The organism is Sporosarcina sp. P19 (genome assembly GCF_002743165.1).
In the GTDB taxonomy this organism is placed as follows: Bacteria; Bacillota; Bacilli; order Bacillales_A; family Planococcaceae; genus Sporosarcina; species Sporosarcina ureae.
The window spans coordinates 175,718-198,263 of sequence record NZ_PDYR01000005.1 but is presented as its reverse complement, the minus strand read 5'-3'; the positions used below and the strand labels follow the sequence as shown (position 1 = coordinate 198,263).

The 22,546-nt window shown below is 44.9% G+C and carries 24 protein-coding genes; 23 read left to right on the top strand and 1 reads right to left on the bottom strand.

Translation table 11 applies throughout. The features are described from left to right. Positions 1 to 76: 76 nt before the first annotated feature. Complete coding sequence (locus tag CSV74_RS07985) at positions 77 to 604, bottom strand: DUF2529 family protein (protein WP_099691281.1); 528 nt, start codon at positions 602 to 604, stop codon at positions 77 to 79. A 240-nt stretch (positions 605 to 844) separates the two neighbouring features. On the opposite strand from CSV74_RS07985, the gene CSV74_RS07980 reads away from it, so the two are divergent. The 23 genes from CSV74_RS07980 to atpE all read left to right on the top strand — a co-directional run bounded on the left by CSV74_RS07980 (position 845) and on the right by atpE (position 22,504). Next, a complete protein-coding gene (locus CSV74_RS07980; RefSeq protein ID WP_099691293.1) occupies positions 845 to 1,213 on the top strand; it encodes a response regulator in 369 nt (122 codons plus the stop codon). 98 nt (positions 1,214 to 1,311) lie between these two features. Further along, positions 1,312 to 2,169 (top strand): class II fructose-bisphosphate aldolase, encoded by an 858-nt coding sequence (locus CSV74_RS07975; RefSeq protein ID WP_029053468.1) that lies wholly within the window; start codon positions 1,312 to 1,314, stop codon positions 2,167 to 2,169. A 95-nt stretch (positions 2,170 to 2,264) separates the two neighbouring features. Next, positions 2,265 to 2,912: a fructose-6-phosphate aldolase gene (gene fsa / locus CSV74_RS07970; RefSeq protein WP_099691280.1), complete on the top strand. Its 648-nt coding sequence runs from the start codon at positions 2,265 to 2,267 to the stop codon at positions 2,910 to 2,912. A gap of 20 nt (positions 2,913 to 2,932) precedes the next feature. Then, positions 2,933 to 4,210: a UDP-N-acetylglucosamine 1-carboxyvinyltransferase gene (locus tag CSV74_RS07965; protein WP_099691279.1), complete on the top strand. Its 1,278-nt coding sequence runs from the start codon at positions 2,933 to 2,935 to the stop codon at positions 4,208 to 4,210. Positions 4,211 to 4,347: 137 nt separating this feature from the next. After that, entirely contained in the window at positions 4,348 to 5,313 is a 966-nt protein-coding gene (gene glpX, locus CSV74_RS07960) for a class II fructose-bisphosphatase (RefSeq protein WP_029053465.1), read from the top strand. A gap of 161 nt (positions 5,314 to 5,474) precedes the next feature. Further along, positions 5,475 to 6,755, top strand: coding sequence for a transcription termination factor Rho (gene rho, locus CSV74_RS07955; protein WP_099691278.1), 1,281 nt, complete (start codon positions 5,475 to 5,477; stop codon positions 6,753 to 6,755). A 330-nt stretch (positions 6,756 to 7,085) separates the two neighbouring features. Beyond that, complete coding sequence (gene rpmE, locus CSV74_RS07950) at positions 7,086 to 7,301, top strand: 50S ribosomal protein L31 (protein ID WP_029053463.1); 216 nt, start codon at positions 7,086 to 7,088, stop codon at positions 7,299 to 7,301. A gap of 396 nt (positions 7,302 to 7,697) precedes the next feature. Then, on the top strand, positions 7,698 to 8,294 hold the full coding sequence (locus CSV74_RS07945; protein WP_029053462.1) for a thymidine kinase: 597 nt from the start codon (positions 7,698 to 7,700) through the stop codon (positions 8,292 to 8,294). Between the two features lie 92 nt (positions 8,295 to 8,386). Then, positions 8,387 to 9,463 carry a peptide chain release factor 1 gene (gene prfA / locus CSV74_RS07940; protein ID WP_099691277.1) on the top strand — a complete coding sequence of 359 codons (1,077 nt, stop codon included), beginning with the start codon at positions 8,387 to 8,389 and terminating at the stop codon, positions 9,461 to 9,463. Further along, entirely contained in the window at positions 9,456 to 10,307 is an 852-nt protein-coding gene (prmC, locus tag CSV74_RS07935) for a peptide chain release factor N(5)-glutamine methyltransferase (protein WP_099691276.1), read from the top strand. Before prfA ends, prmC begins: the two co-directional genes overlap by 8 nt. 47 nt (positions 10,308 to 10,354) lie before the next feature. After that, positions 10,355 to 10,924: a stage II sporulation protein R gene (locus tag CSV74_RS07930; RefSeq protein ID WP_099691275.1), complete on the top strand. Its 570-nt coding sequence runs from the start codon at positions 10,355 to 10,357 to the stop codon at positions 10,922 to 10,924. A 60-nt stretch (positions 10,925 to 10,984) separates the two neighbouring features. Beyond that, entirely contained in the window at positions 10,985 to 12,016 is a 1,032-nt protein-coding gene (locus CSV74_RS07925; RefSeq protein WP_099691274.1) for an L-threonylcarbamoyladenylate synthase, read from the top strand. Positions 12,017 to 12,095: 79 nt separating this feature from the next. Next, on the top strand, positions 12,096 to 12,599 hold the full coding sequence (locus tag CSV74_RS07920) for a manganese efflux pump (protein WP_099691273.1): 504 nt from the start codon (positions 12,096 to 12,098) through the stop codon (positions 12,597 to 12,599). A 55-nt stretch (positions 12,600 to 12,654) separates the two neighbouring features. Further along, positions 12,655 to 13,101, top strand: coding sequence for a low molecular weight protein arginine phosphatase (locus CSV74_RS07915; protein ID WP_099691272.1), 447 nt, complete (start codon positions 12,655 to 12,657; stop codon positions 13,099 to 13,101). Continuing rightward, the gene (locus CSV74_RS07910; RefSeq protein WP_099691271.1) at positions 13,098 to 14,393 is read left to right on the top strand and encodes a methyl-accepting chemotaxis protein; all 1,296 of its coding nucleotides are present in this window, start codon (positions 13,098 to 13,100) and stop codon (positions 14,391 to 14,393) included. The genes CSV74_RS07915 and CSV74_RS07910 overlap by 4 nt, the downstream gene beginning before the upstream one ends. Positions 14,394 to 15,507: 1,114 nt before the next feature. Next, the gene (rpiB, locus tag CSV74_RS07905; RefSeq protein WP_099691270.1) at positions 15,508 to 15,948 is read left to right on the top strand and encodes a ribose 5-phosphate isomerase B; all 441 of its coding nucleotides are present in this window, start codon (positions 15,508 to 15,510) and stop codon (positions 15,946 to 15,948) included. An 18-nt stretch (positions 15,949 to 15,966) separates the two neighbouring features. Then, the gene (locus CSV74_RS07900; protein ID WP_029053453.1) at positions 15,967 to 16,512 is read left to right on the top strand and encodes a TIGR01440 family protein; all 546 of its coding nucleotides are present in this window, start codon (positions 15,967 to 15,969) and stop codon (positions 16,510 to 16,512) included. Positions 16,513 to 16,567: 55 nt separating this feature from the next. Continuing rightward, positions 16,568 to 17,821 (top strand): serine hydroxymethyltransferase, encoded by a 1,254-nt coding sequence (gene glyA, locus CSV74_RS07895; RefSeq protein ID WP_029053452.1) that lies wholly within the window; start codon positions 16,568 to 16,570, stop codon positions 17,819 to 17,821. A gap of 585 nt (positions 17,822 to 18,406) precedes the next feature. Further along, entirely contained in the window at positions 18,407 to 19,036 is a 630-nt protein-coding gene (upp, locus tag CSV74_RS07890; protein ID WP_029053451.1) for a uracil phosphoribosyltransferase, read from the top strand. Between the two features lie 15 nt (positions 19,037 to 19,051). Then, positions 19,052 to 20,170, top strand: a complete 1,119-nt coding sequence (wecB, locus tag CSV74_RS07885) for a non-hydrolyzing UDP-N-acetylglucosamine 2-epimerase (protein WP_099691269.1) — start codon at positions 19,052 to 19,054, stop codon at positions 20,168 to 20,170. Positions 20,171 to 21,118: 948 nt separating this feature from the next. After that, the gene (locus tag CSV74_RS07880) at positions 21,119 to 21,487 is read left to right on the top strand and encodes an ATP synthase subunit I (protein ID WP_099691268.1); all 369 of its coding nucleotides are present in this window, start codon (positions 21,119 to 21,121) and stop codon (positions 21,485 to 21,487) included. A 32-nt stretch (positions 21,488 to 21,519) separates the two neighbouring features. Then, positions 21,520 to 22,230, top strand: coding sequence for a F0F1 ATP synthase subunit A (gene atpB / locus CSV74_RS07875; protein ID WP_083034955.1), 711 nt, complete (start codon positions 21,520 to 21,522; stop codon positions 22,228 to 22,230). Between the two features lie 61 nt (positions 22,231 to 22,291). Further along, positions 22,292 to 22,504 carry a F0F1 ATP synthase subunit C gene (gene atpE, locus CSV74_RS07870; protein WP_029053447.1) on the top strand — a complete coding sequence of 71 codons (213 nt, stop codon included), beginning with the start codon at positions 22,292 to 22,294 and terminating at the stop codon, positions 22,502 to 22,504. The last annotated feature ends 42 nt before the right edge of the window (positions 22,505 to 22,546 follow it).

Here is a 22,546-nt window from a genome sequence, read left to right as displayed (position 1 = left end):
TGCCGCGGGATCATAAGACACGCGTCCCTCCGAAGCGCCAATCCACACCCCAACAGCAACTCCAGCCTATGCCCAGTTACAGCCCATCGTCTTCATCTGCCAACATATCGTCAATCGACAGCTTCACTGCCTCATATACAAACAACGCAGCAAGCGCGTGGGGCTGTACGATTCTTTCGCCTGTAGGCCCCGGAATCAGTCCCTTTTTCAAACCTGTCGAAATATACGTATACGCAAGAGAAGCAAGTTCATTATCATCTTCTTCCTTATCCGCAGCCAACACAGCAAATGGGATGAATTGATCCGCGAGCTCGCGTGCCAGCTTAAGCGCAGCGGGATGATCTGCCTTTCGCACAAGCAACCACACGCGATCCGCCGTCGTCAGCTCCAACTCTTTAGTGTAACGAATAGCACCCTCCAACGGTTCGACACCATCCAGTGCAGTCGCAGTAACAGCTTCCATTTCATCAAAAGCTGTCAAGATAATTCGTCCTTCGCCTACTAACGCTTGCGCCAATAAACGAGCCGTTTCTTCCATTGATTCATCTAGTCCTTCTGCAATTCTCTCCAGAAGACCTCTAATCTGTGTAGTTAATATTTTCACGAAAACCCCTCCAAAAGCTCAGTATAGGTGAGAAATGAAAGAAGTGCAAAATAGTTGACGAAAAATAGAGGAGTTTTTGGAATTTTCTTGAACAGTATTACATAAACAAATAAAATAGAGAGATAGAATCATACATAATTTTTCTATACACGTGCTTTTATTTTACAAGAATACTAAAAGTTAGATTACACTGTAAGTACAATATCAGACAAGATAAATTAGGTGATGGGAGAGATGTGGATGAAACATTTATTAATTGTAGATGACCAACCAGGGATTCGATTATTGCTGGAGGAAATCTTCAAACCAACCGGAATAATGACAGCGCTTGCATCAAATGGAAAAGAAGCGTTAGAAATAGTTCAGAAACTTAATCCAGACTGTATTTTACTTGATATGAAGATGCCAGGCATGAATGGCGTCGAGGTATTAAGAGAAATCCGAACCCTATCACCTGACGCAATTGTCATGATGATGACAGCGTACAGTGAAATAGAATTACTACAAGATGCCGATAAACTTGGTATTGATCAGCACTTTACCAAACCGTTCGATATTTTTGAAGTGCGCGATAGTGTCTTAAAAAGGTTGGAGCGACTAGACGTCTGATAGTAGTAATCATTGCATGAATTTGATATGCTAATGGATGGAAATAACTATAATTACTACACATAAAAATTCGTGAAAAACTCAAGGAGGAATTTAACATGCCACTGGTCTCGATGAAGGAAATGATGATCCAAGGTAAAGAGCGAGGATATGCGATCGGCCAATATAACTTGAATAACCTGGAATATACACAGGCCATCTTACAAGCTGCCGAAGAAGAGAAGTCACCTGTTATTTTAGGCGTTTCAGAAGGCGCTGCACGCTATATGGGCGGATTCAAAACAGTCGTTATGATGGTCAAAGGATTAATGGAGGACTACGGTACTACTGTGCCGGTAGCCATTCATTTGGATCACGGTTCTAGCTTTGAGAAGTGTAAGGAAGCGATTGAAGCAGGATTCACTTCTGTCATGATCGATGCATCTTCTAAGCCACTTGAAGAAAACATTGAAATCACGAAAAAAGTGGTGGATTTCGCGAAGCAACATAATGTATCAGTAGAAGCTGAACTTGGCGTAGTTGGTGGTCAGGAAGATGACGTCATCGCAGACGGTGTTATTTATGCAGATCCGGCTGAATGCAGAGAGCTTGTAGAAAAGACAGGTATCGACTGCCTGGCACCTGCACTTGGTTCTGTACACGGACCGTATAAAGGCGAACCGAATCTTGGATTTGAAGAAATGGAAGAAATCTCGAAACAAGGGGATATTCCACTCGTGTTGCACGGTGGTACAGGTATTCCGACGAAGGATATCCAACGTGCCATTTCACTTGGTACGTCTAAAATTAACGTCAACACAGAAAATCAGATTCAAGGTACAAAAGCTGTACGCGAAATCCTTAACGAAGATTCTGAAGTCTACGATCCACGTAAATTCCTTGGACCAATGCGCGAAGCGATCAAAGCAACGGTAATCGGTAAAATGCGTGAGTTCGGCAGTTCAAACCAAGCGTAATTACAGAATGCTGATTGAGCAAAGGAGGAGCGGAACATGTCTCCTTCTTTGCTTTTTAGCTAAATGAATCAACCACAACTAGGAGGATAACATACATGAAATTTTTTATAGATACAGCCAATTTTGAGGAAATTAAAACAGCGCATAGCTGGGGGATCATCTCTGGTGTCACAACGAACCCATCGCTTGTCGCAAAAGAAAATATTTCATTCCATGACCGCTTGAAAGAAATTACGGCTCTCGTACCTGGTTCTGTCAGTGCGGAAGTCATCGCTTTGGATGCAGAAGGTATGATCGAAGAAGGACGTAAACTTGCAGCCCTTGCAGAAAACATCACGGTGAAATTACCGATGACACCTGAAGGCTTGAAAGCTTGTTCTGTATTCGCAGCAGAAGGAATCAAAACGAACGTCACTCTCATTTTTAGTGCCAATCAAGCCTTGCTAGCAGCGCGTGCAGGCGCGACATACGTTTCACCATTCATCGGACGTTTGGATGACATTGGCCAAAATGGTGTCGAGTTAATTGAAACGATTTCAGATATCTTCACGATCCATGACTTGGATACACAAATTATCGCAGCTTCCATCAGACACCCACAACATATTACGGCTGCAGCTCTTGCAGGAGCGCATATTGCGACAACTCCATTCAACGTACTTCAGAGTCTATTTGCACACCCGATGACAACTAAAGGAATCGATCAGTTTTTGAAAGACTGGGAAACCAGAACGAATAAGTGATAGAACAAAAGGAGCTTGAAATGGACGTTTATAAAATCAAAGGCGGAAAACGACTGCAAGGAACGATCAGAGTGAGTGGAGCGAAGAACAGCGCAGTAGCTCTTATTCCTGCGGCTATTCTAGCAGATTCACCTGTTACAATTGCAGGTCTTCCCGAAATTTCAGATGTCTATACATTGCAGGCGCTCGTCGAAGAAATCGGCGGCAAAGTGGAAATGAAAGATGGCACGATGACCATCGATCCAACTGAAATCATTTCTATGCCATTGCCTAACGGTAACGTCAAAAAACTTCGTGCATCCTACTATATGATGGGGGCGATGCTTGGCAAGTTCAAGCACGCCGTTATCGGATTACCTGGAGGTTGTCACTTGGGTCCACGCCCAATTGATCAACATATTAAGGGCTTTGAAGCACTAGGTGCCAAAGTCGAAAATGAACACGGCGCTATTTATTTGCGTGCAGATGAACTGTATGGCGCGAAAATTTATTTAGACGTCGTCAGCGTCGGTGCCACGATCAATATCATGCTTGCGGCTGTTAAAGCAAAAGGCAAAACGATTATTGAAAACGCAGCGAAAGAACCCGAAATTATTGATGTAGCGACTTTGCTTTCCAATATGGGCGCGAATATTAAAGGTGCAGGAACGAACGTCATTCGTATTGAGGGCGTAGAAACATTGCACGGTACGAAACACACTATCATTCCGGACCGTATCGAAACAGGTACCCATATGATCATGGCGGCTGCAATTGGTGATGGCGTCACAATTGATAATGTCATTCCTTTGCATGTTGAAGCGGTCACGGCAAAACTTCGTGAAATGGGCGTGAAAGTAGAAGTCGGTGAAGAACAAATTTTCATTCCGAAAACTGAAAAACTTCACGCGGTCGATGTGAAAACTCTCGTTTATCCAGGATTTCCGACAGACTTGCAGCAACCGTTTGGTGTTTTATCGACACAGGCGGAAGGTTCATCTATTCTGACAGACACCATCTATCCAGCACGCTTTAAACAAATCGATGAGCTTCGTCGGATGAATGCGGAAGGTAGAGTAGAAGGTCGTTCTGCCATCATAACAGGGCCAACAGAATTGCAAGCGGCAACGGTTGAAGCAACAGATTTACGTGCCGGGGCTGCGTTATTGATCGCGGGATTACTAGCTAGCGGAGAAACAGAAATCCATGAAATTGAACATATTGAACGCGGCTATGGCGATATCATTAACAAATTGCAAAATCTTGGTGCCGATATCAATAAAGTAAAAGTGCTCACTCCGTCTTCAATTTCTGAGTGACGCTAATTGCCGAAACGTGTATAATAGACTCAAACGACACATCCATTACGTAGAAAGTAGCCATTGGATGCGGACGTAGGCAAATGAAAGGTAATACGCAATACGCGCCTTACCGCAAACAGGAGGAACAAAACATTATGGAACGTAGTTTATCAATGGAATTAGTGCGTGTAACAGAGGCAGCAGCCGTAGCGGCAGCTCGCTGGATGGGACGCGGTTTGAAGAACGAAGCAGACGACGCGGCAACAGAAGCAATGCGTACAGTATTCGACACAATTCCTATGGAAGGTATAGTCGTGATCGGTGAAGGTGAAATGGACGAAGCGCCTATGCTATATATCGGTGAAGAACTTGGAACAGGTCACGGACCCGCTGTAGATATCGCTGTCGATCCAGTCGAAGGTACGAATATCGTAGCGGCAGGTGGATGGAATGCACTAGCTGTTTTGGCTGTTGCAGATAAAGGCAACTTGCTAAACGCACCGGATATGTATATGGACAAAATTGCAGTAGGACCTGAAGCGGTTGGGAAAATTGATATCGACGCAAGCGTTACAGATAACTTGATGGCTGTAGCAAAAGCGAAAAATAAATCAGTATCTGACCTTGTAGCATCTGTTTTGAACCGTGAACGCCACGCAGCCATCATCGAAGAAATTCGTGAAGCGGGTGCTCGTATCAAATTGATAGAAGATGGCGACGTAGCAGCTGCTATCAATACAGCTTTCGATGACACAGGTGTGGATATTTTATTCGGTAGAGGCGGTGCTCCTGAAGGCGTAATCGCAGCAGTCGGATTGAAATGTCTCGGTGGAGAAATCCAAGGACGTCTTGTTCCTTCAAATGACGAAGAAAGAGAACGTTGCATCAAAATGGGCATCGACGTAGATAAAGTTCTAATGATGGACGATTTAGTAAAAGGAGACGACTGTATTTTCGCAGCAACAGGCGTAACAGACGGCGAATTGATGGACGGCGTGCAGTTTAAAGGTACGTATTGCCGAACTCAGTCGATCGTTATGCGCTCGAAATCAGGAACAATTCGTTTCGTAGAAGGTCGCCACAGCATGAAGAAAAAACCTCTTCTCGTAATGCAAGACTAACTTCCCTCAATACCCGGTGTCACAACCGGGTCTCTATTTCCTAAAACTATCTAGATCCATAATGTCCGGCTACTGAAGGAAAGGAAGTACATCATGTACTCTCCTTTCTATTTACTATGCCAAATTTTCCATACAAAAAATGAAGAGTGGTGTACGCATAGATGACAATGATTACCCTTGCGGACCTAGAGAATATGACGCTCAAAGAGCTATACTCTCTTGCGAAGCAGTTTAAAATAACCAACTATAGCAAACTGACAAAGAAAGAATTGATCTTCGCTATATTGAAATCCCGCGCCGAACAAGAAGGCTTCTTCTTCATGGAAGGCGTCCTCGAAATTATTCAATCTGAAGGATACGGATTCCTACGTCCTATTAATTACTCGTCCAGTTCAGAAGATATCTACATCTCAGCATCTCAAATCCGTCGTTTCGATTTACGTAACGGCGACAAAGTAACGGGGAAGGTTCGGCCACCAAAAGAAAACGAACGCTTCTATGGTTTACTACAAGTAGAAGCAGTCAACGGGCAAAATCCAGAAGTCGCACGCGAACGTGTTCATTTCCCGGCGTTGACACCTTTATACCCAGAGCGTCAAATTCATTTAGAAACGTCAAAAAACAATGTGTCCACACGTATCATGGACCTCGTCTCTCCAGTCGGATTTGGTCAACGTGGTTTAATCGTCGCTCCTCCGAAAGCAGGGAAAACGACGTTGTTGAAAGAAATCGCCAATTCCATCACAACAAACCATCCCGAAGCGGAACTCATTGTATTGCTGATCGACGAACGTCCAGAAGAAGTAACGGACATTGAACGTTCTGTTAAAGCGGACGTAGTCAGTTCCACATTCGATGAAGTACCACAAAATCACGTCAAAGTAGCGGAACTTGTACTCGAACGCGCAATGCGTCTAGTTGAAAGTAAACGCGACGTTATCATTTTAATGGACTCCATCACACGATTGGCACGTGCATTCAACTTAGTCATCCCACCGAGTGGACGAACACTATCTGGAGGAATTGACCCGGCAGCTTTCCATCGACCAAAAAGATTCTTCGGCGCTGCACGTAACATCGAAGAAGGTGGAAGCTTAACCATCCTTGCCACAGCCCTAATAGAAACCGGCTCACGCATGGACGAAGTCATCTACGAAGAATTCAAAGGAACCGGCAATATGGAACTACACCTAGACCGCAACCTAGCCGAACGCAGAATCTTCCCAGCGCTGGACATCCGTCGCTCCGGCACACGAAAAGAAGAACTACTCATTCCCAAAGACAACTTGGAAAAACTATGGGCCATCAGAAAAACGTTCTCAGACTCCCACGACTTCACCGAACGCTTCATGAAAAAACTGAGCCAATCCGAAAACAACGAAGAATTCTTCAACAAGCTCAATGAAGAAATGAAGGCGAAAAAAGGCAAGGGTCTAATATGATCTATCAAGTTTAACAATGTGAATTTTGTTTTACTTTTACGCTCTTAAACGAAAGTAAATGGGTGAAGTTCTTACTCATGAGGTGAAGATTGTAGCGGAAATCCAACCCATAACTAATGAGCTTATGCCCAGTAAATACCCAAATCAAACAGTTGCACAACGTATCGAATTTTGCTATACTAATCAAGTACAGTTTTGCTGTACACCGCATATACGGCTGACAAACACGGGCCGTGTACGGCATCGATCGTTTTATTGGCAACTGGTCAATAAAACATCCATAATTTCAAACTCTGTTCCAGATGGTTCAGGGCGAAAGGAGAGATATCGATGAAAGCAGGAATTCATCCAAATTACAAACTTGCAACAGTAGCTTGCTCATGTGGCAATACATTTGAAACAGGTTCTGTAAAAGAGGACATTCGCGTAGAAGTATGCTCAGAATGTCACCCATTCTATACTGGCCGTCAGAAGTTTGCTTCAGCAGACGGACGAGTTGACCGTTTCAACAAGAAATACGGCATCAAGACAGAAGGACAAGAGTAATAAATGCCAGATACCCGTCAGGTGCAGTCGTGCCAGACGGGTATTTTTATTAATTTACTGCGGAGTTTAGCGAATACATAGGGCTAAAGTGTAAAGATTCAGCAGTGTTTGCTCTATTGGGGTCGCTGAGCGCTCAAACTTGGTTGCGAAGCGCTCATAGTTGCGCGTTAAACGCTCAAACTAGGTTGCCAAGCGCTCATAGTTTTGCGTTAAGCGCTCAATCAGTACCGCAAAGCGCTCATAGTAACACGTGAACCGCTCAATCTAGGCCACCAACCGCTCATAGCTGCACACCAAGCACTCAATCTAAACGGCAAACCGCTCAAAGTAGCATACGAAACCACTCTTATCGCACTACGCACATACATATAGCACGACATCGAAAGGAGATTGACCATGTACGTTTCAATGCAAGGCGGCTGGATGGAAGTCATCTGCGGCAGCATGTTTTCAGGTAAATCAGAGGAGCTCATTCGCCGAATTCGCCGGGCGGAATTTGCAAAACAAAAAATTGCGGTATTTAAACCGGCTATTGATGATCGGTATAGCGAGGAAGCAGTTGTCAGCCACGATGGGACATCAACTATCGCAAACCCTATTTCCAAAGTGAGCGAAATACCAAACCTCGTATCAGATGATTTCGATGTGGTCGCCATTGATGAAGCTCAATTTTTTGACAAAGATATTATAGATGTCGCGATTGCACTCGCAGATCGCGGATTTCGCGTGATCATTGCAGGACTCGATCAAGACTTCAGAGGTGAACCGTTCGGGCCGATGCCGGAACTAATGGCGGTGGCGGAACTGGTGACAAAACTCCAAGCGGTCTGCACCGTTTGTGGATCGCCTTCAAGCCGAACGCAACGATTGATAGATGGACAACCCGCATGTCAAGATGATCCCATCATTCTGGTTGGCGCATCCGAAGCATATGAACCACGTTGCCGTCAGCACCACGAAGTACCCGTCAGTCGTGCGCAACATGTAAAATAAACATATTTGCGTCTATCCGTAAGCAAGAAAGGATAGACGTTTCTGCTATATATTAGTATGTAACCAATAATTTCAGAAGAGGTGAACCGACTATGTTCGATAGACTGCAAGCAGTAGAAGACCGTTATGATCGACTCAATGAACTACTTAGTGACCCGGAAATCGTCAATGATCTGGATAAATTACGAAGCTATTCGAAAGAGCAATCGGATTTACAAGACACGGTCGAAGTATACCGTGAATACAAAGATGTCTACACTCAATATAAAAACGCGAAAGAAATGCAAGATGAGCCACTCGACGAAGATATGAAAGAATTAGTCAAAATGGAAATCGATGAACTGGAAGATCGTATCGAGGTTTTGGAAGAACAGTTAAAAGTATTATTGATTCCAAAAGATCCGAATGACAATAAAAGTGTCATTATGGAAATACGAGGCGCAGCGGGCGGAGACGAGGCAGCTTTATTTGCGGGTAGTCTATATCGTATGTATACACGCTACGCGGAAATGAATCATTGGAAAGTAGAAGTCATTGATTCATCACCAACCGAGCTTGGTGGTTTTAAAGAAATTATTTTCATGATCGATGGCAAAGGTGCTTACTCCAAGTTGAAGTACGAAAACGGAGCGCACCGCGTGCAACGTGTACCGGAAACGGAATCAGGGGGACGAACGCATACCTCTACTGCTACAGTTGCGTGCTTGCCTGAAACAGAAGAAGTAGAAATTGAGATTCATGATAAGGATATTCGTACCGATACATTCGCTTCATCGGGACCGGGTGGACAATCCGTTAACACGACCATGTCAGCCGTGCGCCTTACGCATTTGCCGACAGGTACGACGGTATCAATTCAAGATGAAAAATCTCAAATCAAAAATAAAGAAAAAGCGATGAAAGTCTTGCGTGCACGTGTCTACGATAAGTTTATGCAAGAAGCGCAAGCTGAATACGATGAAAAGCGGAAAACCGCTGTTGGATCAGGAGACCGTTCCGAACGGATTCGCACATACAACTTCCCGCAAAATCGCGTGACAGACCATCGAATTGGTTTGACCATCCAAAAACTTGATCAGATTATAGAAGGGAAATTGGATGAAGTCATCGATGCATTGATTATAGAAGAACAAGCACATCGTCTAGAAAGTTTGGATCGCAATGAATGAGACCATCTATGAGTCCGTGCAACGCGCACAACAATTGCTTCAGGAACGTGGAATGGACACGCATGCCGCTGAACTGGCCATGCGTTCTGTCGCAGGAATGAATCAGGCTAATTATTTAGCTAGTTTTCGTGAACGAATTTCGCATGAAACGTATTCGCAATTCTGGGCAATTATCACAGAATTACTGACAGGTAAACCGATTCAATATATCCTCGGAGAAGAGTCTTTTTACGGCTATTCATTCGAGGTCACTGAACATGTCTTGATTCCACGTTCTGAAACAGAAGAACTCGTCCACTATGCATTGCAGCGAGCGAGTGTATTATTCGGGGACCAAGTCATTCAAGTGGCGGATATTGGAACAGGTAGCGGAGCGATTGCCGTCGCGTTCAAAAAAGAACGACCGACTGCAAAAGTAACTGCCACTGATTTTAGTGAAACGGCGCTTGAAGTCGCAAAACGCAATGCACAGCGCAATGAAGCGGATATAGTCTTTATGCAAGGGGATATGGAAGAGCCGTTGACTCAGCAGAAATGGGACATAATCCTATCCAATCCACCGTACATCGCGGAACATGAAAAATCCGATATGTCGCCAACTGTCTATGATTTCGAACCGCAAACGGCGTTATTCGCTGAAGAAGAGGGTCTCTACTTTTATCGAAGACTGGCAGAGAACTTAACGCCTCTGATGAATCGTCCAGCGCTTATCGGCTTCGAAATTGGCTATCAGCAAGGGACAATCGTGCAAGGATACTTGCAAAAATCCTTTCCAGAAGCGACGGTTGAAATTGTTCAAGATATCAATAAAAAAGATCGAATGATATTTTGTGAGATTCGATGAATAAAATCTCCTCCTGCGGGTCAAGATAGAGTGCAGGAGGGGATGACATGTTACAAGATTATCCGATTAACCAACAACCGACTCAAACTTCGAAACTATTGGCGTTTATAGAATTTGTACTTATATTACTTACGATTCAAGCGGTGCTGCTCGTGTTCGGTCAGCAGGCAACGACAGGTGAAGCGACGCAGTTTCGCATTCTCGCAAACTCTAATACGGCAGCGGATCAACAAATGAAACGAGATGTTCAAGAAAAACTCGCGCCACTACTCGAGCAGGCAATCAGCGAATCTACCAACACGCAGCAAATCACTGAAAATCTTCAAGGGTTAGAACCTACGATTCTTGAAATTGCAAAAGCGCAAGTAAACGGTGCGCACGTAACACTTGAGCACGGTGCGGCAGTGATTCCACCAAAACGAGTAGGGTTCTTTATTCAGCCACAAGACGTTTACGATGCGTATGTCGTGAAAATTGGCGCAGGTCGAGGCGATAACTGGTGGTGTTCATTGTTTCCTAACGTTTGTTTCCCTGAAGAAGCTACAGTAACTGAAACAGAAGAAGAAGAACCTGTTACATTCTTCATTTGGGAGTGGATAAAGTCGTTGTTTAAATGAACATATTCACAATTTTTGTGGATAAGGTTGATAAAATGTGTATAAAAAGGGGTTGAGCAAGTGGATACTACGCAAGAAATAGTGGATAACCTAGTGGATAACGACGGAATCTATGAACAAGCTGTAGATATCTTGAATTCTGGAGGGATTGTTGCCTTCCCGACTGAGACAGTTTATGGTTTAGGAGCCATTGCGACAGATGAGCAAGCAGTACAGCGGATCTTCGAAGCAAAAGGAAGACCTTCGGATAATCCGCTGATCGTACATATTGGGAACAAGTCAGACATCGAGAAATACGCAACAGATATTCCTGAAATTGCAGACGTATTAATAAAGGAATTTTGGCCAGGACCGCTGACGTTAATTATGGAGAAAAAGCCTGGAGTAATTGCAGATGTTGTTACGGCGGGACTTAGTACAGTAGCGATCCGTATGCCTGATCACCCGATAGCGTTGGCATTACTGCGCAAACTGGATCAGCCGTTAGCGGCACCGAGTGCAAATCGTAGCGGAAAGCCAAGCCCAACGGAAGCGGATCATGTCTATCACGACTTAATCGGTAGAGTTCCGCTGATTTTAGATGGCGGAGAGACAGGGGTAGGCCTGGAATCCACCATTTTGGATATCACGGTTACACCGCCTGTCATTTTGCGTCCGGGTGGCATTACGAAAGAGCAGCTGGAAGAGTTGATTGGCACCGTGGATATGGCGACGCTACCTACAGATCAAACGGCAACGCCGCGCGCGCCGGGGATGAAATATGCCCATTACGCACCTGAAGCACCGCTATTCATTATCGAGCCGAATACGGATTCTATTGCGCATGCACTAAACACTATTCATCAACAAAATAAACGAGTTGCGATGATCGGACCTGATGAGTTATACACAGAAAACGCGGATTGGTACTTTTCCACAGGTTCCATTAACAGTCGTGAAGCGATGGCGTCGAGTCTTTATAAAGCGATTCGCCAATGCGACAATACCGAGGCTGATATAATTCTTGCAATTGAGACCGATCATTCGGGTATTGGCGCAGCGGTTATGAATCGCCTCGATAAAGCATCAGACGGCAAGCGTTTCACCGAATAACATTTCAATAATGATGAATAGCCCCCTTTAGCGCCCGCATAAGATTAGTAGATGCGAGACTTGCGAGGGGGCTACTTTTTTGATAGAAATCATAGCGGCTATCGTGACAACGGCTGATATACTAATCGTCTATACATTACTTCAACTGCGGCGAGGTCGATTGATGATCATGCTGTGGACGACTATACTAAATGTGTTGCTGCCACTTATCGGTTTCTACGCGGGGGAATGGGTGATGATCTTTTTCACAGGTTGGGGCCATGCGCTCTCGAGTGTACTGCTTTCACTCATAGGTCTTCACATTCTCCTCTCGGACAGTGAAGATCTGTCAGTCGTCAATAAAATCTCCCCATTTTTCTTAGCACTGATCGTCAGTATAGATGCATTCGGAGTGAGTGTGACATTCGGTATGATGCAGCTGAATAAATGGCTGTTTGTTTTGGCGTCCGGATTCTTTTCTATTATATTTTCGGCCATTGCTTTCTTGTACACAGGCCGCTTGCGTGTAATTAATAGTACATTTATTCGACGGTTAGCAGGTATTGTATTCATATGTATGGGCGTATTGTCCTTGATTTATTAAAAATAGTGTTTCTTTTTTCTCATAAATCCGTTATTCTGTAAAGTAGGTGAAGAAAATGAATATTTATTTTATTTGTACAGGCAACACATGCAGAAGTCCATTGGCAGAAGCATTAGTCAATCATGCTAACGTGCCAGGTATGACGGCGAAATCAGCAGGTATTCATGCAATAGACGGCTTGCCGATTTCAACGAACTCAGCACAATTGCTGACGGAAGAAAAAATACCTTTTACTCCATATTCTAATGAAGTCAAGTCTGCTGAAATGGAGTGGGCTGATGTTGTTTTAACGATGACCGCAAACCATCGAGATATCCTGCACAGTCGTTATCCTGCAGTGAAAGAAAAAATATTTACATTAAAAGAATACGCGGGTACAATGGCGGGTCTTGATGTGCATGATCCATATGGTGGAGATTTGGAAACATACCGCACTACATTTCATGAACTGACAGACCTCATTAACTCCGTCATCCGAAAGCAAGCGGAGGGGAACTTATGAAAGAACCGAAAAAAGTAGGGCTCCGGGCGAAACTCGTCTTATTTATCGTGATTCTTGCAGTCATCACGTATACAACGAGTGCTGTATTCATTAACTGGGTACAGCCGACATTCTTCCCGAATGTACGGCCATTCGTTTTTCAACTGCTTACGTACGCCATGGGCATTATGTGGTCAGGTATTTTAGCCGCCATGTTCAGCACCATTTTGACTAAGCCGTTGCAACGTTTGGAAACGGCTGCTATGAAAGTGGCGGATGGGAAAATTGGTACAGACATTCAACTGCCCAACTCCTCGGATGAAATTCATTCCGTCTCCAAAGCATTCCAGCAAGTAGTCGTTAATTTACGTAGCATTATTGAACAAATTGAATCCAACTTCCAAGCTACTGCCCAATCCGTCGATGAATTGACGAATGAGACAAGCGCTGCGTCTGGCCAATCCGACGCCATTGCGCGCACTATTGGCGAAATTTCCGATGGCGCAGAAAACACTTCGGAGTCAATACGAGAAACAGTCAACGCGATTGAAGATATTCGTCAACTCGCGGTGGAAGTCAATAATCGCGCGGGTCAGTCTTCAGAACAATCCAAAGTGATGTTACAGGAATTACACGTAACCACAGAAGTCTTCCAATCGGTTTTAGCGGGTATTCATCAAATGAGCAATCAAAGCGAGCATTCATTGGAAACGATACAAGTACTCGATGAAAACGCACATAAAATCGGTGAAATCGTGGAACTTGTCGGCAACATCGCTGGTCAGACTAACCTACTAGCGCTTAACGCATCTATAGAAGCAGCGCGGGCAGGGGAGCATGGTAAGGGCTTCGCTGTCGTCGCGGAAGAAGTCCGTAATTTAGCGGATGAAAGTGCAAAAGCGGTCCAAATGATTTCGGGACTCGTTCAAACGATCCAATCAGACGTCAAACAAGTCGTAGCTGAAATGAAGCAACAAGTAAAAACGGCATCCACTGAGGCCGAACGCGCGACAAAAACGAATGGAAACGTTGAAACAATGACCGCCACTATCCAGACAATGGCACTTTATGTAGAGGAAATTAGCCAAATCGTCAGCAACCAAATGCAGACGATCGAGCGCACGGCTAAGCAGTCGATGGAGGTAGCAACGATTGCAGAGCATACTTCGGCGGGAGCGGAAGAAGTTCGTGCGGCCACAGAAGAACAAGTGGCGTCTATAGATCAAACGAAAAACAAAGCGTTGGAGCTGAAGGAACAATCGGAAGAGTTGTACAAAGTCATCCGAAAGTTCGACCGCACGCCAATGAAATAAGCAAAGACGATTCTGAGGTATTTTGCACTCTGAATCGTTTTTTTATTTATTATGGGTAATGGGAACGATTGGTTAGTAGTAAGTAAGAGGCGGCATGGGGGTAGTGTTTTGGCAATTTCATTTCTTTGGCTGTTTTGTACAGGGTTACTGGTTTAATTGCCTATGAGAGTGGGATGGTCATTGGCACCACTACGGCGCTGGTAGATGGCTTTCGCAAGGAGCCACAGACAGGAAAGTCGCCTTCATTGGATTGTGTGTAAGGCAGTTCATATACTTCTTTTTCAAAAGCAAAAAATCAGTATCATCAAGTTGCTGATCTTCTTCCTGTAAAAACTACAACCTAAATAATTTCCACTTAGTAGCGCAGGCACAACTGCGGGGTAGGCCGTGGCCATGAGACAACTGGCAGCACCACCGCCAGCTGGCTCCTGGCTGGAGGCAATCCCCCGCGTGCCTGCGCGGGTCCAAAAAGCAGACACTCACTATATTCCGTCACCAACAACCAGTCGAGCTACGCCCCCAACCAAAAGTGCAAAGACCCGCAGCCGCCTAGTCTTTCCGCGAACCGCGTTTATAGGTTGGGTACTGAACGCACTTTATCATGTTGCTATCCTACTTAAAACCACAACCAAAATAACTACCACTTAGTAGCGCAGGCACAACTGCGGGGTAGGCCGTGGCCATGAGACAACTGGCAGCCCACCGCCAGCTGGCTCATGGCTGTAGGCAATCCCCCACGTGCCTGCGTGGGTCCAGAAAGCAGACACTCACTATATTCCGTACCCAAAAACCAGTCGAGCAACGACCGCAACTGCATAGTTACTCGGTCAACCGCGTTTCTCAGTAAGGTAACTTCACCACACGCCTAAGCAACTACAAAAGATGAAACTTTCCGAATAGAATGCTTAATCTACATCGAGCAATGCCCAGAACATGACTTCCTAGACCTCAAACACGTACAATGCTTTCGTTTTATTCATATAATATTCGTCTTTATGACAAAACTTCAACGTTTCAAAAAGGAAATTTCAAAAAAAGTACAGTAAAACCGATGATTTTTTTATAGAACAATGATAGAATAAGCGATAAGTAAAAATAGAAATGAGGGTGCGCAGTGAAAGTTGCAATTTCTTCAGACCACGGAGGCAACAACCTCCGAAAAGAGATCACCAATCTATTAACCGAACTCGACATTGAATATATCGACTACGGACCGGATGCCGACACTTCCGTCGACTATCCTGACTATGCAGAACCAGTAGCGAACGACGTCGTGGCGGGGAAAGTAGACCGCGGAATCTTGATTTGCGGCACAGGAATCGGCATGTCCATTTCCGCCAATAAAATCAAAGGTATCCGTTGCGCGCTCGTTCATGATGTATTCAGCGCAAAAGCAACACGCGGCCATAATGATTCCAACATTTTAGCAATGGGCGAACGCGTGATTGGACCAGGGCTAGCACGAGAAATCGTTAGCACTTGGCTTGAAACAGAATTTGAAGGCGGCCGTCACGAGCGTCGTATAAATAAAATGATGAAACTTGAAAAGAACTAAAGGAAGCAGGTGGAACAAGTGGATGCCATTCAATTATGGAAACTGCAGCTAGAACAAGCATTGACCGAATTTGCCGAACAAGCACCACCTGCCGAAGAGACGATTTTCGTCGTCGGCTGTTCTACTTCTGAAGTAGCAGGTGCACGGATCGGTACGAACGGTGCACTTGAAATAGGAGAAGCACTATTCGCACCGCTTCAAGCGTTTGCGGATCAATACCATGTACATTTAGCTTTCCAAGGCTGCGAGCACATCAACCGTGCCATCACATTGGAACGCAAGACGGCACAGCAATTTCATTTGGAACCTGTATCCGTCGTACCCGTTTTTAAGGCGGGAGGCTCGATGTCTACTTATGCGTACAAACAATTTAGTGATCCCGTCGTAGTGGAATCGGTGCAAGCACATGCCGGTATCGACATCGGACAAACATTAATTGGCATGCAAATGAAGCCGGTAGTAGTACCGATCCGTACATCCATTAATAAAATCGGTGAAGCTGTAATCACACTTGCGACAACTCGTCCAAAATTAATTGGCGGAAGTCGTGCGAAATACGAATAAACCGTGTACAATACAAGAAAATATAAAACTATCAGAAAAAAGGGGATACAATCCAATGGACTTAAGCAATGTACAACGCGAAGATGCAGCAGTATATGAAGCAATTATGGCGGAAAAGAACCGTCAAAACTCGAACATCGAATTAATCGCATCTGAAAACTTCGTAACGGAAGCAGTAATGGAAGCACAAGGATCATACTTGACGAATAAATATGCTGAAGGATATCCTGGCAAGCGTTACTATGGTGGATGTGAGCACGTAGACGTAGTCGAAAACATTGCACGCGATCGCGTAAAAGAAATCTTCGGCGCAGCATATGCAAACGTACAGCCACACTCTGGTGCACAAGCAAACATGGCTGTTTATTTCACGGCACTTGAGCCAGGCGACACAGTTCTTGGGATGAACCTTTCTCACGGCGGTCACTTAACACACGGTTCACCAGTTAACTTCTCCGGAAAGCTTTATAATTTCGTAGATTACGGTGTGACAAAAGAAGAAGAAGTCATCGACTATGAAGACGTTCGTCAAAAAGCGCTTGAGCACAAGCCGAAAATGATCGTTGCGGGTGCAAGTGCATATCCACGTGCAATCGACTTCGCAAAATTCCGTGAAATTGCGGATGAAGTCGGCGCTTACTTGATGGTAGATATGGCACACATTGCGGGTCTAGTCGCAGTAGGCGAGCATCAAAATCCAGTTCCACACGCACACTTCGTGACATCCACAACGCATAAAACATTGCGTGGACCACGTGGCGGTATCATTCTATTGAATGAAGAAACAGCTGAAGAATTCGGCAAGAAGATCGACAAAACGGTATTCCCAGGCGTTCAAGGTGGTCCTTTGATGCACGTAATCGCTGCAAAAGCGGTAGCGTTTAAAGAAGTATTGGATCCTTCATTTAAGGAATATGCGCAACAAGTAAAGAAAAACGCTGTAGCGTTGGCTGAAAAACTACAATCAGAAGGTATCGACGTTGTATCTGGCGGTACTGACAACCACATCGTACTTGTGAAACTGAAATCACTTGAACTAACAGGTAAAGTAGCAGAGCACGTACTGGACGAAATTGGTATCACAGTCAATAAAAACACAGTACCATTCGACACAGAAGGACCATTCATCACGTCTGGTATCCGCATCGGTACACCGGCTGTTACAACTCGTGGTTTCGTAGAAAAAGACATGGTAGAAGTGGGACGTATCATCGCAACATTGTTGAAAAACCACGAAGACCCAACAGCAAAAGAAGAAGCACGCAAAGCCGTTACAGCTCTAACAGATCAGCATCCTCTATATAAGTAAGCAAACTAGCGCCTGACCTTGTGTCGGGCGTTTTTTATGTGGTGGGTGGGGGTGGTTATGAGCGGTTGGGTTGGTTAATTGAGCGCTGGTGGGTCGGCATTGAGCGGATAACCGGGATGATTGAGCGCTTGAGGCTCCTGATAGAGCGTTCATGGGGTTGTATAGAGCGGATAGCCCGTGCCATAGAGCGGGTAAGTTTGCGCATAGAGCACTCGCGGACGAACATAGAGCGAGATGGCGCGGGCAATAGAGTGTATTAGACAACAGACTAAGCTCTCGCGGATCGGCTTAGGGCATGACAGTGCGAGCGATAGAGCGGATAACTGGGTCGATTGAGCGCTTGAGGCTCCTGATAGAGCGTTCGCGGAGTTATATAGAGCGGATAGCACGCAACATAGAGCGGTCCAACGTAAAGATAGAGCGAATAACCCCGCCCATAGAGCGCTCCTCAAAGAAGTATGAGTATTCACGGAAGTTAATGTCTTTCACGCAATTTTTTCATTATGACAAATCACACATGTTCACTGCGCCTCGCGCACGATTTCTGTTATAATGTACAAGATATTCCGAAAAGGAGCGATACCAATGGGAAAAGTACATGTATTTGATCATCCATTAATTCAGCACAAACTGACGTTTATACGAAAGGTCGATACAGGAACGAAAGAATTTCGCGAGCTTGTGAACGAATTAGCTACACTTATGGCGTTCGAAATCACACGTGATCTTCCAACGCAAGAAATTACGATCCAGACACCAGTCTGTGAAGCAAAATCACATATTTTGGCAGGGAAAAAATTAGGGATTGTTCCGATCTTACGTGCGGGAATTGGCATGGTAGATGGAATTATCGATTTAATTCCAGCTGCGAAAGTGGGACATGTGGGATTATTCCGCGACCCAGAAACATTAAAGCCCGTTGAATACTTTGTGAAGTTGCCTTCTGATGTGGCTGAGCGCGAATTCATCGTAGTGGATCCGATGCTTGCGACAGGCGGAACAGCAGTCGAAGCTATCAATTCCATGAAGAAGCGTGGCGCAGTTAATATCAAATTTATGTGCCTAGTCGCTGCTCCTGAAGGCGTCGAAGTTCTGACAGAAGCACATCCAGACGTGGACGTGTATATCGCGGCGCTAGACGAAAAGTTGGATGAACACGGCTATATCGTCCCTGGACTAGGTGACGCGGGTGACCGTTTATTCGGCACGAAATAATGGAGGGATCATTCATTGACTAAGAAATGGAAAGTGATGACGATTTTCGGCACGAGACCGGAAGCTATTAAAATGGCGCCTCTCGTTCTCGAGCTCGAAAAGCATCCGGATGAAATCGAGTCAATCGTCACGGTCACTGCCCAGCATCGTCAAATGCTTGACCAAGTGCTGGAGACATTTAACATTACACCAGACTATGATTTGAATATCATGAAAGACCGCCAGACGCTGATCGATGTGGCAACACGCGGCCTTGAAGGTTTGGACAAAATAATGAAAGAAGCGCAACCGGATATCGTGCTCGTCCACGGTGATACATCGACGACGTTCATCGGTAGTCTAGCTGCGTTTTATAATCAAATTTCAGTAGGACACGTTGAAGCAGGGTTGCGTACATGGAATAAATACTCGCCGTACCCTGAAGAAATGAATCGCCAACTGACTGGCGTTATTGCCGACCTTCATTTCTCACCAACTGAAAGATCAGCGCAAAATCTGATTGATGAAGGCAAAAACAAAGACCGCATCTACGTTACAGGTAACACGGCAATCGACGCATTGCAAACGACGGTAGATCCGGATTATCATCATCCGATATTTGATACGCTTGGAGACGACCGTTTAGTTCTATTGACTGCACACCGACGTGAAAACCTCGGCGAACCAATGCGCAATATGTTCCGTGCAATTAATCGCTTGCTCGACAAACACGATGATATCCAAGTGATATATCCGGTACACATGAATCCGGCTGTACGTGAAGTGGCGGATGAACTGCTAGGAGACAACGACCGCATTCATCTGATCGAGCCGCTTGAAGTACTGGATTTCCATAACTTCGCAGCGCGTTCGCACATCATCCTCACAGACTCGGGCGGTATCCAAGAAGAAGCACCATCCCTTGGAAAACCTGTCATCGTTCTGCGGGACACAACCGAACGCCCGGAAGGTATCGATGCAGGAACATTGCGCTTAGCAGGAACTGAAGAAGAAAACATCTTCCAACTATCCGACGCGCTCCTATCCGACAATGCCGAATACGAAAAAATGTCCAAAGCCCATAACCCTTACGGCGACGGCCACGCATCGGCACGAATAGTAGAGTCCCTACTCAAATATTTACATTCACTATAAGAACCAAAACAGCAGAGAACTTACATCTGCTGTTTTTCTTTTTGCAAATAAAGTTGTTAAGAGAAGAGAGGGGAGGGGGGCGGGATTGAAGCTCCAGCTGGGGACGCGTTCTAGAGGGCGTGGGTTAAAGGGTGCAGACAATGAAAGTGCATGCTCCTAACGCTTCGCTTTTACTCGCAAAAGCCGTCCTTCGCTACGGCTTTCGCTTCAATCCTACTTACAAAGTGATGTAATCAGTTACCTTCAACTTCCAACTAAAACACAAGCCTTACTACAATGAACAACAAAAAGTAGCCTCCACTCAGATTGCAAGGGATTGGCACGTAGGAGGGGCGACTCCCGATGGATCAGCCCGATCAGGTGAGACAACCAAAAGGGAGCCTGCGACCTGGTTGGCTCACCGCGGGCCCATGGGAAAGCGTCCCCTCCGAAGCGCCAATCTCTACCCCAACAGCCCATCAGCCTCTCCAGTATTAAACCAACGACGCTTAGAACAAATTAATCTGAAAACACGAACAATTACATGCTCGAATTCATGATAAAACCACCATATAAATCCAGAAAACAAATATGTCGAATGTTTGACAAAGAGAACACATTGTGAATTTAATCACTTGAATCAATTGACATAAAAAACCCTCTATTGTATGCTAACAAAGGGTAAGATTGATAAGGAACTCATACATAAATTGAGTACAGAAATCATGTTTCCTAGGTTTCAAGTCTTCACTCGGAAGCGCCAATCCCTAACTCTTTGTCGACGTCGCACATAGCAACGTCACCTGGTGGACGGAACAGGCGATTCACTTACAATTTTCAGGTTCCTTTGCAAGGGATCTATGTCGTTGAAAAAGATCAAAACGACAAAGACTCAACACTCGACATAAGTCGGGAATTACTGAACACTTCAGACGCTGTAATCCAAAATACGAATTGGGAGAATCGACAATGCAAAGTATGCAGGAAATTTTTAAACAGCAAAAGAAGAGTTTCTTTTTTTTGCTTGCATTGTTCGTGCTCGGTTGGTTCTTCTTGGACTACCGGACAATCTTCGCTGGGCTCATCTTAGGTTCACTTTTCGGTATGTATAACTTTTGGATTCTCGTTCGACGGATGGAACGGTTTGACCGGTCTATCGATGAAGGGAAGCGAGCGAAGTCATTAGGTATGGGCTTACGTTTTGCATCAGGTGTAGGGGCTACGGCCGTTGCACTCGTTATGCCGGAGGAGTTTGATCTGATCAGCACGGTAATCGGGTTAATGATACCCTATGCATTGCTGTTTACTGGTCATCTGCTGTTCCATTGGAAGCAATGACACTTTACTAGCAAGGGGAGGTGAACAAAAACGTGAATCATGAAAATCCACAGTTTATTTTATTCGGAATCGGGTTTAACCCATCGAATATACTGATGTTATTTGTAACGTGTCTGATTGTCTTCCTGATTGCAGTTGCATCTACGCGGCGGCTTCAAATGAAACCTACGGGTATGCAAAACTTCATGGAGTGGGTCATGGACTTTGTTAAAGGCATCATCAAAAATAACATGGACTGGAAAACGGGAGGCCGCTTCCACGTACTAGGCATCACTTTAATCATGTTTGTCTTCGTTGCAAATATGATTGGACTTCCATTCGCAATCGTCTGGGATCACCAACTTTGGTGGAAATCACCGACAGCCGATCCAGTTATCACGTTAACCCTCGCTGCTACAGTTGTTGCGTTAACGCATTACTATGGTGTGAAACAGCTCGGAATGGGCAAGTATTTGAAAACATACTTCCAGCCAATTCCATTCCTAGCACCACTGAAGATCATTGAGGAATTCGCAAACACGTTGACACTCGGTCTTCGTCTTTACGGTAACATTTTCGCAGGTGAAATCTTGATTGGTTTACTTGCAACATTGGGTGCTTCAAGCATCTTCGGTCTTGCCGGAGCTGTTATACCAGCACTTGCGTGGCTCGGTTTCTCGGTATTCATCGGGGCGATCCAAGCATTTATCTTCGTTATGTTAACGATGGTCTATATGGCTCACAAAGTCAGCACAGATCACTAAACATATATTTACCCTGTAATCAGGGAACCAAACTACAAAGAATATTAGGAGGAAATACAAAATGGGTTTATTAGCAGCAGCTATTGCAGTTGGTCTAGGTGCACTTGGTGCAGGTATCGGTAACGGTTTAATCGTTTCTAAGACAGTTGAAGGGATCGCACGTCAACCAGAAGCACGTGGCGTTCTACAAACAACAATGTTCATTGGTGTTGCATTGGTTGAGGCACTTCCAATCATCGCAACTGTTATTGCGTTTATCGTAATGAACAAATAATATTTGCGTTATATGGCGAAGCATGCAGTATAGGTCTTCGCC